This window comes from Saccharopolyspora ipomoeae (assembly GCF_029952525.1).
In the GTDB taxonomy this organism is placed as follows: domain Bacteria; phylum Actinomycetota; class Actinomycetes; order Mycobacteriales; family Pseudonocardiaceae; genus Saccharopolyspora; species Saccharopolyspora ipomoeae.
This window is the reverse complement of the sequence record NZ_JASAOF010000003.1, coordinates 157,017-169,606: the sequence shown is the minus strand read 5'-3', so window position 1 is coordinate 169,606 and position 12,590 is coordinate 157,017. Positions and strand designations below refer to the sequence as shown.

Sequence of the window (12,590 nt, the reverse complement as noted above, 5' to 3'; positions counted from 1 at the left end):
CCGGGCCCGAATCAGCGCTGGCCGGGGAAGTGCTCCACGGCGGGCTGGCGTCCCAGCGTCAGCCGCCAGCGGGTGGCGCGGGCGGCCGAGGTCGTCAGCCCGTCCAGGGCGGTCCGGCGCAGGCCCGGGTCCTCGGTGTTGTCCAGCACCGAGCGCCAGCCGACCTCGCAGTCGCCCTCGGCGGTGATGAGCAGCTCGATCGCGCTCGACTGGTTCTGCACACCGCCACCGACGTCGTAGGCGGGCTGCGCGGGGGTGGGCGTCAGGCCGGCCTCCCGCATCGCCTGCTCGGCGGTGTCGCGCAGCCGTTCGTGCTGGTCGACGGAGTCCTCGACCGCGTCGCGCACCCGCGTTTCGCCGATGAAGGCGTTGGCCAGGCCGTAGACCCACAGCGCGGCGTGCTCGGCGCCCAGCGCGTCACCGAGCGCCTTGCCCGCCTGCTCGGACAGCTCGCTCATCCCAGCACCTCCTGCAAGCACGCGCAGCCGGCCGAGATCGAGGCGACCAGGCCCGCGCGGTAGCCGGGCAGCCCGGGAACGAGGTTCGCCGCCTGCTGCTGCCCCTCGCGCGCCGCGGTGCGCAGCGCGTCGGCGGCCGCGGACGCCGAGGAGGGCGCCTTCTTCGGCGCCGGGTCGGGCACCGACGGCGGGTCCTCGGGGTCGCGCGGGGCGAGGCGGTCGATCTCCCGCTGCAGCGCGGTGGCGTGCGCGGTGCGCGCGGCCGCCAGCTCGCGGGCGGTCTCGGCGAGTCCGGAGTGGGTCCGCGCGATCGCGTCGGCCAGCGCGGCGTCGGCCTTGGCGGCCGCGGCCAGCGGGAGCAGCTGATCGGGCTCGTCGGAGCCGGTGCCGCAGGCGGTCAGCGCGGCCACCGCGGGTGCCGCCGCGATCCACCGCAGCACGCGCCGACGCTCGACGACCGAACGGGATGCGCGGGAGAGTTCCACGCCGACCTATCCTGCCAGCACCCGCGATCATCGCCCGCACCCTGGGTGCCACCGCGGGAGCGGTCGAACCGGTGACCCGTTCGGGGTCGTGCGGGATCCGCCGATCGTTGGGGTCCCACGTCGCGCTCGGGTGCGGGCGGACGCGATACCCTGGGCGACCGCGGCCGGGGTGCACCGGACGCGGGCCGATCGCGCCCGCGGACGAGCCCGGGTCGCCACGCATGGGGTCTGAACCAGACCAGAACCGAAACCTAGGAGTGCCAACGTGTCCAGCCCGCCGCGTGGTGAGATCACCGCGCAGCTGGAGCCCGTCGTCGCCGAGGCCGTGGCCGAGCAGGGCTTCGACCTCGAAGAACTCGACGTGCAGCAGGCCGGTCGTCGCCGACTGGTCAAGGTCGTCATCGACTCCGATGGCGGTGTCGGCCTCGACGACATCACCGAGGTGAGCCGCTCGGTCGCCAAGGTCCTGGACGCGCACGAGCACGTGCTGGCCGGTTCCTACACGCTGGAGGTCACCTCGCCCGGCGTGGACCGGCCCCTGACCAAGCAGCGACACTGGAAGCGCGCCCGCTACCGGCTGGTCAAGATCCGGCTGACCGGCGGCGAGCAGCTGGTGGCGCGGGTCGGCGACGCCGGCGATGAGAGCGTGCAGGTGCTGGTGGGCGCCGAGCTGCGCCAGGTGGCCTACCGTGAGGTGGAGCGCGCGGTGGTCGAGGTGGAGTTCCAGCAGCCACCCGCGGAGGAGTTGCGCAAGCTGGAGCGGGCTGCGAGCGGCGTTTCCCAGCAGGGGGACGACCGGGAAGACACGGAGGAGTCGAGGTGAACGTCGACATCGCGGCGCTGCGGGCGATCGAACGCGACAAGGACATCCCGTTCGAGACGGTCCTTGAAGCGATCGAATCGGCACTGCTCACCGCATACCGTCACACCGAGGGGCACCAGCCGCACGCGCGGGTGGAGGTCGACCGCAAGACCGGCATCGTGCGGGTCATCGCGCACTCCCTCAACGCCGACGGCAGCGTTTCGGAGGAGTGGGACGACACGCCGGAGGGGTTCGGGCGGATCGCGGCGACGACCGCGCGGCAGGTCATCCTGCAGCGGTTGCGCGACGCGGAGCACGAGCGGACCTTCGGCGAGTTCGCCGCCAAGGAAGGCGAGATCATCGGCGGCGTGATCCAGCGCGACGCGCGGGCCAACTCGCGCGGCATGGTGATCGTGCAGATCGGTGACAGCGAGGGCGTCATCCCGGGCGCCGAGCAGGTGCCGGGGGAGAACTACGAGCACGGCACGCGGATCAAGTGCTACGTCTACGGCGTGGCGCGCAGCGCCCGCGGGCCGCAGATCTCGCTGTCGCGCACCCACCCGAACCTGGTCCGGCGGCTGTTCGCGCTGGAGGTCCCGGAGATCGCCGACGGCACCGTCGAGATCCCGGCCGTGGCGCGGGAGGCCGGCCACCGGTCCAAGATCGCGGTGCGGTCCGCGGTCAGCGGCGTCAACGCCAAGGGCGCCTGCATCGGCCCGATGGGCGCGCGGGTGCGCAACGTGATGAGCGAGCTGGGTGGCGAGAAGATCGACATCATCGACTACTCGGACGACCCGGCCACGTTCGTCGGCAACGCGCTCTCGCCCGCCAAGGTCGTCTCGGTCGAGGTGGTCGACGAGCGGACCAAGACCGCGCGGGTGATCGTGCCGGACTTCCAGCTGTCGCTGGCGATCGGCAAGGAAGGCCAGAACGCCCGGCTGGCGGCCCGGCTGACCGGCTGGCGGATCGACATCCGCAGCGATGCCGACCCGTCGTCGCCGACCACCACGAGCGGTCAGGCGCCCGTGCAGCCGACCGGTCCGGACCCGGCGGTTGAGGGACTGCCCACCGTGGGTTCGGCCGAGTGACGCCGTCGGGTTAGAATCGATAGCTGAGGCTCGACGCGAGGGGAGCGATCAATCCACACCAGTGCACCCGGGAATGGCGGACGCCATGTGCCGGTTCGTACCTGTGTGGGTTGTCGTACTCGGACGTCGGCCGTTGAGCTGCTACGCGTGGTGGCTGAGGTCGGTGGTTCGGGTCCCCTCGTGGTTCCCGATCCGCGGCATCGGCGAGCGGGTCGGGGAGCCTGGTTGCATCCCGATCCGGCTTGCCTTCGTCTGGCCGAACGGCGCCGGGCTTTTCCGCGGGCACTTCGCGTGCCGGGATCTCTCGACACCTCAGCTGTGCAGGACCACTTGAGTGCCGGACAACCGTCCGTCGCGGCTCAAGACATGACCGACGCGGGATCCGTCCCGCGCCAGGCAACCGAAGGAAAGCAGGTCGACCCGTCATGAATCAGCCGTGAAGCTGAAGCCATGAACGCGCATCGGCGATAGGACGAGGTCGAGCGGGACTGCCGCCCGGCCTCACCCAGATGAGGAGAGCAGTGGCAGGCAAGGCCCGCGTACATGAGCTCGCGAAAGAGCTCGGTGTCACCAGCAAGGAAGTACTGAACAAGCTCGCCGAGCAGGGCGAGTACGTCAAGTCGGCGTCGTCCACCGTGGAAGCCCCGGTGGCTCGCAGGCTTCGCGACGCCTACACGAAGTCGTCGAAGAAGAGCGGCGGCGACAGCGGCAAGCCCGCTCAGGGCGAGTCGAAGGCGGTCAGTACCGGAGGGGCGGCTGCCGGAACCCCGGCGCCCAAGCCCGGACCCAAGCCCGGCCCGCGCGCCGAGGCACCCAAGCCCGGCCCGAAGCCGGGTCCCAAACCGACTCCCAAGCCCGAACCGAAGGCCGAGCCGGCCCCGGCCGCCCAGGCCGAGCCGAAGCAGCAGGCCCCCAAGGTCGAAGAGCCCCGGTTCGAGCAGCCCAAGACCGAGCAGCCCAAGCCGGAGTCCCAGGGCGACCGGCCCAAGCCGGGCCCGAAGCCGGGCCCCAAGCCCGGTCCGAAGCCCGGTGGCGACGGCGACGCCGCGCGCCCGAAGGCGCCGAAGCCGGGTCCGAAGGCCCCGCGCGTCGGCAACAACCCGTTCGGCGTCGGCCAGGGTGCTCCGCAGCAGCGCCCGGGTCGTCCCGGTCCGGGCCCGCGTCAGGACCGCGGTGGCCAGCAGGGCCCCGGTCGCGGTCGTGACGACCAGCGCCGCGGTGGTGGCGGCCAGGGTGCCGGCACCGCTCCCGCCGGTGGCGGCAACGCCCCGCGCGGTGAAGGCGGCGGTGGCGGCGGTTCGCGCCCGAACCCGGGCATGATGCCGCCGCGCCCGAACCCGGGCATGATGCCGCCCCGCCCTGCTCGCAGCGGCAACGGCGGCCCCGGTGGCGGTCGCGGTCGCGGCGGTCCCGGTGGTGGCGGCGGCGGTGGCCGCGGTCCCGGTGGCGGCGGTCGTCCCGGCGGCGGTGGCGGTGGATTCCGCCCCGGTGGCGGCGGTGGCGCTCCGGGTGGAGCTCCGGCTGGCGGTGGCTTCCGCGGTCGTCCCGGCGGCGGTGGCCGTCCGGGCGGGCCCGGTGGTCGCGGCGGTACCGCGGGTGCCTTCGGTCGTCCCGGCGGGCCCGCGAAGCGCGGTCGCAAGTCGAAGCGGCAGAAGCGCCAGGAGTACATGGAGAACATGCAGGCGCCGTCGGTCGGCGGCGTCCGCCTCCCGCGCGGTAACGGCGAAGTCCTTCGCCTGCGCCGCGGTGCTTCGCTGACCGACTTCGCCGAGAAGATCAACGCCAACCCGGCCTCGCTGGTGCAGGCGATGTTCCACCTCGGCGAGATGGTCACCGCGACCCAGTCCGTCTCCGACGAGATCCTCGAGCTCCTCGGCCAGGAGATGAACTACAAGGTCGAGATGGTCTCGCCCGAGGACGAGGACCGGGAGCTGCTGCAGTCGTTCGACATCAGCTACGGCGACCCGGGCTCCTCCGACGAGGAGCTGGCGGCGCGTCCGCCGGTCGTGACCGTCATGGGTCACGTCGACCACGGTAAGACGCGACTGCTGGACACCATCCGGAAGGCGAACGTGCAGGCCGGCGAGGCCGGCGGCATCACGCAGCACATCGGTGCCTACCAGGTCGTCACCGAGCTGGAGGGCAACGAGCGGCCCGTCACCTTCATCGACACCCCGGGTCACGAGGCGTTCACCGCCATGCGTGCCCGCGGTGCGAAGTCGACGGACATCGCCGTGCTGGTGGTCGCCGCGGACGACGGCGTCATGCCGCAGACGGTCGAGGCGATCAACCACGCCCAGGCCGCCGGTGTGCCGATCGTGGTCGCGGTCAACAAGATCGACGTCGAGGGCGCGAACCCGGACAAGATCCGCCAGCAGCTGACCGAGTACAACCTGGTGGCCGAGGAGTACGGCGGCGAGACGATGTTCGTCGAGATCTCCGCCAAGCAGGGCACCAACATCGACGGTCTGCTGGAGGCGATCCTGCTGACCGCCGACGCCTCGCTCGACCTCCGGGCCAACCCGGACATGTCGGCGCAGGGCGTCGCGATCGAGGCGCACCTGGACCGCGGTCGCGGCCCGGTGGCCACGGTCCTGGTCCAGCGCGGCACGCTGCGGGTCGGCGACTCGGTCGTCGCCGGCGACGCCTACGGCCGCGTCCGGCGCATGATCAACGAGAACGACGAGGACGTCACCGAGGCGCTGCCGTCTCGGCCGGTCCAGGTCATCGGCTTCACGTCGGTGCCGGGTGCCGGTGACTCCTTCCTGGTGGTCGACGAGGACCGGGTCGCCCGGCAGATCGCCGACCGCCGCGGGGCCCGCATCCGCGAGGCGCAGAACGCCGCCAAGCGCAAGCGGGTCAGCCTCGAGGACCTGGACAAGGTGCTCAAGGAGACCAACCAGCTGAACCTGATCATCAAGGGTGACAACTCGGGTACCGTCGAGGCGCTCGAGGAGTCCCTGATGAAGATCGAGGTCGGCGACGAGGTCGAGCTGCGGGTCATCCACCGCGGCGTCGGTGGCATCAACGAGTCCGACATCAACCTCGCCACCGCGGAGAACACCATCGTCCTGGGCTTCAACGTCCGGGCCGAGGGCAAGGCGGCCGAGGTCGCCAACCGCGAGGGCGTCGAGATCCGGTACTACTCGGTGATCTACCGCGCCATCGAGGACATCGAGCAGGCCCTCAAGGGCATGCTCAAGCCCGAGTACGAGGAAGTCGAGCTCGGCCGCGCCGAGATCCGCGAGGTCTTCAAGTCCTCGAAGGTCGGCACGATCGCCGGTTGCATGGTCACCGACGGCATCGTCAAGCGGAACGCCAAGGCGCGTCTGCTGCGGGACAACGTGGTGGTCGCCGAGAACCTCAGCATCAACTCGCTGAAGCGGTTCAAGGACGACGCCACCGAGGTCCGCGACGGTTTCGAGTGCGGTCTGACCCTGGGGTCGTACAACGACCTCAAGGTCGGCGACATCATCGAGCCGTACGAGATGCGCGAGAAGCCGCGCGCCTGACACCGAACCTGCGCAGGGGGCCCGGATCGGGCCCCCTGCGCGGGAACGGCCGGGGGATGTGCCCATGTACGTCGGTGCACTCGAGCTGGACGTGCTGCTGGGCGACGTCCACTCGTTGAAGCAGAAGCGCGCGGTCGTGCGGCCGATCCTGGCCGAGCTCCGCCGCCGCTTCGAGGTCGCCGTCTCCGAGGCGGGCGACCAGGACCTCCACCGCCGCGCCCTGCTGGGAGTCGCGGCGGTCTCCGGCGACGCCTCGCACGTCCGCGACCTGCTGGACGCCTGCGAGCGACTGGTCGCCGCCCGCCCAGAGGTGGAACTCCTCTCCGCCCGCCGGCGCATGCTGGGGCCGGAGGACTAGGGGATGTACCGGGGTTGCTCTGCTCAGCGGTGCGGGTGGGGGAACCTGAGCGGCTCCGCGGACTCCGCGCGCCACTCCTGATGCACGGCGTCGCGGCGTGCTCGCCACGAAGCCGCTCAGAACCCCCGGCGGTGCCAGCTGCTGGGGCACTCACCGAGAAGAGAAAGTGGCTTCGCCACTTGAAGAGAAGGACCGCCCGCCGGATCACCGCGGGTGTCGAAGCTTTCTTGCACGAAGGAGGTGCGTCGTGGCTGATACGGCGCGCGCCCGCAGGCTGGCCAAGCGCATCGCGCAGATCGTGGCGTCCGGGCTGGAGCACGAGGTCAAGGACCCGCGGCTGGCGATGGTGACGATCACCGACGCGCGGGTCACCCCGGATCTGCGGGACGCCACGGTCTACTACACCGTGTTCGGCGACGACGCCGACTACGCGTCGACGGCGGCTGCGCTCAACAGCGCCACCGGCGTGCTGCGCTCCCGCGTCGGCGACCAGACCGGCGTGCGGTTCACCCCGACGCTGACGTTCGTCGCCGACACCGTCCCGGACCAGGCCCGCCGGATGGAGGAGCTGCTCGCCAAGGCCAAGGAGGCCGACGACGAGGTCGCCCGGCTCGCCTCGGGCGCCGTTCCGGCCGGTGACGCCGACCCGTACCGCACGAGCACCGACGATGACGACGAGGACACCGACGGTGCCGATGACGAGGACTTTTCCGACGCCGATGTGCGTCGTGGCCCACAAGGTGGTTGAGTCGCGGCGCTGAATGGGGTGCGTTGGTCGTCGGTGACCCGATCAGGTCGCCGACGACGTGGAGGTGACGTGTGCGCGGGCAACCCGAGACCGCGGGACCGCCGGACAGCCCCGAGGGCGCGGCTCCGGCGGAGTCCCTCGCGGCCGTCGCGGCCAAGCTCGCGGCAGCACCCGACGTGACCCTCTTCGGGCACGTCAACCCCGATGCCGACGCCCTGGGCAGCGCGCTCGCGCTGGGCCGGGCGCTGCACGAGCGCGGCAGCACCGTGCGGGTGTCGTTCGGGCATCCGGACAAGCCCGCGCGCTCGCTGCGCGACCTCGACGTCGACGGGCTGATCGTGCCCCCTGCGGAGGTGCCGGCCGCGCCGCCGCTGCTGGTGGTGTGCGACTCCGGCAGCCTGGGCCGGTTGGGCGGGCTCGCCGACCGGGTCGAGGGCACCATCGCCGCGGGTGGCGAGGTGATCGTCCTCGACCACCACGTCGCCAACACCCGCTTCGGCACGCTGCACGTCGTCGACGAGTCCGCCGAGGCCACGGTCCTGATCGTGCTGCGCCTGCTCGACGAGCTCGGCGCGGAGCTGGACCTGCCGATCGCCCGCTGCCTCTACGCCGGGCTGGTCACCGACACCCGCTCGTTCCGGCACGCCGGGGCCGAGGTGCACCGGGTCGCCGCCCGGCTGCTGGAGGCCGGCGTCGACCCGGAGGCCACCGCGAAACCGCTGCTCGACACCCATCCGTTCGGCTTCATGGGGATGCTGGCCGGGGTGCTGAGCAGGACCGAGCTGGAGCCGTCGGGCGCTCGCGGCCTGGGCTTCGTGCACGCCACCGTCCGCGAGGCCGATTCGGCCGGGCTGGGGAGCGAGGACGTCGACACCGTCATCGACATCATCCGCACCACCGCCGAGGCCGAGGTCGCGGCGGTCCTCAAGGAGATCGGCACCGGCCACTGGTCGGTCTCGTTGCGCGCCGACAGCCGCATCGACGTCAGCCGCGCCGCCAACGCCTGCGGAGGCGGTGGCCACCGCCTCGCCGCGGGTTTCACCACCCGGGGCGAGGAGCACGAGATCCTCGCCGCGATCCGCAAGGCCCTCGACGAGGCCCCGCTGCTCCCGTGACCCGGCCGATCAGGCGCGTTTGCGGGCTCTGAAGGCCGCCACGTGGACCCGGTTGGCGCAGCGGGGGGAGCAGAAGCGCTTGGCCTGGTTGGTCGAGGTGTCGAGGAAGTAGGTCCGGCAGTCCTCGGCCTGGCAGCGGCCCCACCGCCGGGTGCCGTGGTGGACGATGCCCTGGGCCAGGCCCCAGGCCGCGGCGGCGACGACCTCGTCGACCGCGGGGGCGTCCGGGCCCGCGACGTGGACGTGCCAGTTCGGGGTGCCGTCGCGCCCGCCGTGGCCGGAGAGCCGGGGGCGCGGGGGGTGGGCGGCGAGCAGGGCGTTGACCTCCGCGCGGACCGCGTTGTCGGGGTCGGGGCCGTCGGGGTCGGGGCTCTCGGGGTCGGTGTCGGCGGAATCCGGGGCGTCGACCATCGCCGACAGCGCGCGGCGCAGGCCTTCGGCGACCTCGCGCAGCAGCGGGAGGTCGGAGTCGCGGACGCGGTCGGCCCACCAGGGCTCCTCGTGCAGCGCGGCGCGGACGGACTCGACGTCGGTCAGGTCGGCGTTGGCGAGCCGGAGGGCGACCTCGGTGTAATCGGCGCTATCCACTGACGCTCCTTACCGCTACCCTGTGTCAGGGGCGAACCCATCCATCGCAGCTTACAAGGGAGGCGACGTGTCCGAGGCCGGGGAACGGGTGTCACCGCGCAAGGTGCTGGGACTCGCGGTCCCCGCGCTCGGCGTGCTGGCCGCCGAGCCGCTGTACGTGCTGGTCGACACCGCTGTGGTCGGCCACCTCGGCGCCGTCCCGCTGGCCGGTCTCGCGCTCGGCGGCACCCTGTTCACGCTGATCTCCAGCCAGCTGACGTTCCTCACCTACGGCACCACCGCGCGCACCGCGCGGCTGCACGGCGCGGGGCGGCGCACCGAGGCCGTCGCCGAAGGCGTGCAGGCCACCTGGCTCGGCGTGGCCGTCGGCGTGATCCTCTCGCTGCTCGCCCAGCTCGTCGCCACGCCCGTCGCCGAGCTGCTCGCCGGGCCCGGCCCGGTCGCCGACGCAGCCGGGACCTGGCTGCGCATCGCGCTGTGCGGAGCCCCGCTCGTGCTGATCACGATGGCCGGCAACGGCTGGATGCGCGGGGTGCAGGACACCGTCCGCCCGCTGCGCTACACGCTCATCGGCAACGGCGTCTCCGCCGTGCTCTGCCCGATCCTGGTCTACCCGATGGGCCTGGGCCTGGAGGGCTCGGCGATCGCGAACCTGATCGGCCAGACCATCGCCGCCGCCCTGTTCATCCGCGCCCTGCTCGTCGAGAAGGCGCCGCTGCGCCCGGACTGGGCCAAGATGCGCGCGCAGCTCGGCATGGGCCGCGACCTGGTGCTGCGCACCCTGGCCTTCCAGGTGTGCTTCCTGTCGGCGACCTCGGTGGCCGCGCGCACCGGCGCCGAGACCGCCGCCGCGCACCAGGTCGTCTGGCAGCTGTGGATGTTCCAGTCGCTGGTGCTGGACTCGCTGGCCATCGCCGCCCAGTCGCTGGTCGGAGCCGCCCTGGGCAGCGGATCGGTGCCGCGCGCGAAGGCCGTCGCCAAGCAGGTCACCTGGTACAGCCTGGTGTTCGGCTGCGGGCTGGCGCTGTTCTTCACCGCCGTGTCCGGGGTGCTGCCGTCGCTGTTCACCACCGACACCGCCGTGCTCGCCGAGATGCCGCACGCCTGGTGGTTCTTCGTCGCGGTCCAGCCCGTGGCGGGCGTGGTGTTCGCGCTCGACGGCGTGTTCCTCGGCGCGGGCGACGCCGCCTACCTGCGCACCGCGACGATCCTCAGCGCCGTGATCGGTTACCTGCCGCTGATCTGGCTGGCGCTGGCGTTCGGCTGGGGGCTGGCCGGGATCTGGACCGGGCTGAGCCTGTTCATGGTGCTGCGGATGGTGACGCTGCTGCTGCGGGCGCGCTCCGGCAAGTGGGCCGTCACCGGCGCGACCCGCGAGGCCGCCGCACCGGCCTGATCGGTGGTCGGGAATGATGGTCCGCCGTGTCCGCGCAATCCCGCAAACAGAGCCCCGCCGTTCCTCCCGGCCTGCTGATCGTCGACAAGCCGGCGGGGATGACCTCGCACGACGTCGTCTCCCGAGTCCGCCGCATCATGGGCACCCGCAAGGTCGGGCACGCCGGGACGCTGGACCCGATGGCGACCGGCGTGCTGGTGCTCGGCCTGGAGCGGGCGACCAAGCTGCTCGGCCACCTCGCGCTGGACACCAAGGCCTACCTGGCGACGATCACGCTCGGAGCCGCCACCAGCACCGATGACGCCGAGGGCGAGGTCCTGTCCACGACCGACGCCGCCGAGGTGGACGAGGCCGCGATCCGCGAGGGCGTCGCCGCGCTCACCGGCGACCTGCAGCAGGTGCCCAGCGCGGTCAGCGCCGTGAAGATCAACGGGCGGCGCGCCTACGAGATCGCCCGCAGCGGCGAGACCGTCGAACTGGACGCCCGGCCGGTCACCGTCTCCCGCTTCGACGTGCTCGCGCTGCGCCGCACCGAGCGGACCACCGAGCTCGACGTGCTGGTCGAGTGCTCCTCCGGCACCTACGTGCGCGCGCTGGCCCGCGACCTCGGCGAGGCGCTCGAAGTCGGCGGTCACCTCACGGCCCTGCGCCGCACCCGCGTCGGCCCGTTCGGCCTGGCCACGGCCCGGACGCTCGACCAGCTGGAGGAGACCCCCGAGCTCTCGATGGGCCTGGACCAGGCCGTCGAGACCGCCTTCCCGCGCCGCAACGTCGACGCGAGGACGGCTCGTGCGCTGTCCCACGGCCAGGTCGTCACGGCCGCCGGGGTGGAGGGCACCTACGGCATGTTCGACCCCGAAGGCCGCGCCGTGGCGCTCGTGCGCGATCGCGGCCGCACAGCCAAGGCAGTCCTCGTGATCGTTCCGGGCAATTGACCACGAGGTCGGCCGTTCGTTCGGTGTGGTCCACCGCTCGGTGCTCGATTCGGCTCGGCAAGTAGGCTTCTGGACCGTGCAGCGTTGGCGTGGTTTGGAGCAGCTTCCCGGTGGTTGGGGCCGTTGCGTGGTCACCATCGGTGTCTTCGACGGGGTGCACCGCGGGCATCAGAAACTCATCGCGCACGCGGTGCAGCAGGCTCGGCGGCGCGGAGTTCCGTGCGTGCTGATGACCTTCGACCCGCACCCGGCGGAGGTGGTGCGCCCGGGCAGCCACCCGGCGCAGCTGACCACCCTCCGGCGGCGGGCCGAGCTCGTCGAGCAGCTCGGTGTGGACGTGTTCTGCGTGCTGCCCTTCACCCGCGAGATGTCGAAGGTCCCCGCCGAGGGCTTCGCGCACGAGGTCCTGGTGGAGAAGCTGCACGCGGCCGAGGTCGTGGTGGGCGAGAACTTCACCTTCGGCCACAAGGCGGCGGGCAACATCGACCTGCTCGCCAAGCTCGGCGAGCGGTTCGGCTTCGAGGTCGCCTCCGACGCGCTGGTCTCGGGCCCGGTGGAGCGCTCCGACGCCTCCGACGGGACCTCGGTGACGTTCTCCTCGACCTACATCCGCGCCTGCATCGACGCGGGGGACGTCGTCGCGGCGGCCTCGGCGCTGGGCCGGTACCACCGGTTGGAGGGCATCGTGGTGCGCGGCGCGGGCCGCGGCGGCAAGGAGCTCGGCTTCCCGACCGCGAACCTGTCCACTCCGGACTACTCCGCCATCCCCGCCGACGGCGTCTACGCGGCCTGGTTCACCCACCGCACGCGCGGTGTCGACCAGCCGAGCCCGGCGATGCCCGCCGCGGTGTCGGTGGGCAGCAACCCGACCTTCTCCGGCACCGAGCGCACCGTCGAGGCATTCGTGCTCGACGTGGACGCCGACTTCTACGGCGAGCACGTGGACCTCGACTTCGTGCAGCGGCTGCGCCCGATGGAGCGCTACGACTCGGTGGAGGCCCTGGTGGAGCAGATGAACGCCGACGTCGCCGAGACCCGCCGGATCCTCGGGGTGCGGGAGTGAGCTCCGCCGCCCGGGTGAAGAGGTTTTCGGATTCTCGACCCC

At 72.3% G+C, this 12,590-nt stretch carries 13 protein-coding genes; 10 read left to right on the top strand and 3 right to left on the bottom strand.

Annotation, left to right across the window (positions count from 1 at the left end):
• Positions 1–11: 11 nt before the first annotated feature.
• Positions 12–458: a ferritin-like domain-containing protein gene (locus tag QFW96_RS07395; RefSeq protein WP_281454798.1), complete on the bottom strand. Its 447-nt coding sequence runs from the start codon at positions 456–458 to the stop codon at positions 12–14.
• On the bottom strand, positions 455–898 hold the full coding sequence (locus tag QFW96_RS07390; protein ID WP_281454797.1) for a hypothetical protein: 444 nt from the start codon (positions 896–898) through the stop codon (positions 455–457). Before QFW96_RS07390 ends, QFW96_RS07395 begins: the two co-directional genes overlap by 4 nt.
• A gap of 310 nt (positions 899–1,208) precedes the next feature.
• On the opposite strand from QFW96_RS07390, the gene rimP reads away from it, so the two are divergent.
• The 7 genes from rimP to QFW96_RS07355 all read left to right on the top strand — a co-directional run bounded on the left by rimP (position 1,209) and on the right by QFW96_RS07355 (position 8,566).
• On the top strand, positions 1,209–1,766 hold the full coding sequence (gene rimP, locus QFW96_RS07385) for a ribosome maturation factor RimP (RefSeq protein WP_281454796.1): 558 nt from the start codon (positions 1,209–1,211) through the stop codon (positions 1,764–1,766).
• Positions 1,763–2,833: a transcription termination factor NusA gene (gene nusA / locus QFW96_RS07380; protein ID WP_281454795.1), complete on the top strand. Its 1,071-nt coding sequence runs from the start codon at positions 1,763–1,765 to the stop codon at positions 2,831–2,833. Before rimP ends, nusA begins: the two co-directional genes overlap by 4 nt.
• A gap of 87 nt (positions 2,834–2,920) precedes the next feature.
• Complete coding sequence (locus QFW96_RS07375) at positions 2,921–3,262, top strand: YlxR family protein (protein ID WP_343231361.1); 342 nt, start codon at positions 2,921–2,923, stop codon at positions 3,260–3,262.
• Positions 3,263–3,354: 92 nt separating this feature from the next.
• Positions 3,355–6,345 (top strand): translation initiation factor IF-2, encoded by a 2,991-nt coding sequence (gene infB, locus QFW96_RS07370; protein WP_281454794.1) that lies wholly within the window; start codon positions 3,355–3,357, stop codon positions 6,343–6,345.
• A gap of 64 nt (positions 6,346–6,409) precedes the next feature.
• The gene (locus tag QFW96_RS07365; protein WP_281454793.1) at positions 6,410–6,703 is read left to right on the top strand and encodes a DUF503 domain-containing protein; all 294 of its coding nucleotides are present in this window, start codon (positions 6,410–6,412) and stop codon (positions 6,701–6,703) included.
• Positions 6,704–6,950: 247 nt separating this feature from the next.
• Positions 6,951–7,451: a 30S ribosome-binding factor RbfA gene (gene rbfA, locus QFW96_RS07360; RefSeq protein ID WP_281454792.1), complete on the top strand. Its 501-nt coding sequence runs from the start codon at positions 6,951–6,953 to the stop codon at positions 7,449–7,451.
• A 71-nt stretch (positions 7,452–7,522) separates the two neighbouring features.
• A complete protein-coding gene (locus QFW96_RS07355; protein WP_425524726.1) occupies positions 7,523–8,566 on the top strand; it encodes a DHH family phosphoesterase in 1,044 nt (347 codons plus the stop codon).
• Between the two features lie 9 nt (positions 8,567–8,575).
• Here the strand turns inward: QFW96_RS07355 and QFW96_RS07350 are convergent, their stop codons facing one another.
• Positions 8,576–9,154 carry a CGNR zinc finger domain-containing protein gene (locus tag QFW96_RS07350; protein ID WP_281454791.1) on the bottom strand — a complete coding sequence of 193 codons (579 nt, stop codon included), beginning with the start codon at positions 9,152–9,154 and terminating at the stop codon, positions 8,576–8,578.
• A 67-nt stretch (positions 9,155–9,221) separates the two neighbouring features.
• Here QFW96_RS07350 and QFW96_RS07345 point away from each other — a divergent pair, with 67 nt between their 5' ends.
• From QFW96_RS07345 to QFW96_RS07335, 3 genes are all read left to right on the top strand, one after another.
• On the top strand, positions 9,222–10,550 hold the full coding sequence (locus QFW96_RS07345; RefSeq protein WP_281454790.1) for an MATE family efflux transporter: 1,329 nt from the start codon (positions 9,222–9,224) through the stop codon (positions 10,548–10,550).
• A gap of 26 nt (positions 10,551–10,576) precedes the next feature.
• On the top strand, positions 10,577–11,485 hold the full coding sequence (gene truB, locus QFW96_RS07340) for a tRNA pseudouridine(55) synthase TruB (protein ID WP_281454789.1): 909 nt from the start codon (positions 10,577–10,579) through the stop codon (positions 11,483–11,485).
• Between the two features lie 76 nt (positions 11,486–11,561).
• Positions 11,562–12,548 carry a bifunctional riboflavin kinase/FAD synthetase gene (locus QFW96_RS07335; RefSeq protein ID WP_281454788.1) on the top strand — a complete coding sequence of 329 codons (987 nt, stop codon included), beginning with the start codon at positions 11,562–11,564 and terminating at the stop codon, positions 12,546–12,548.
• Positions 12,549–12,590: the final 42 nt, after the last annotated feature.

What these genes read in the sequence shown, in the direction of transcription:
- QFW96_RS07395 (WP_281454798.1), bottom strand. Translation starts at nt 458, where the DNA reads ATGAGCGAGCTGTCCGAGCAGGCGGGCAAGGCGCTCGGTGACGCGCTG.
- QFW96_RS07365 (WP_281454793.1), top strand. Translation starts at nt 6,410, where the DNA reads ATGTACGTCGGTGCACTCGAGCTGGACGTGCTGCTGGGCGACGTCCAC.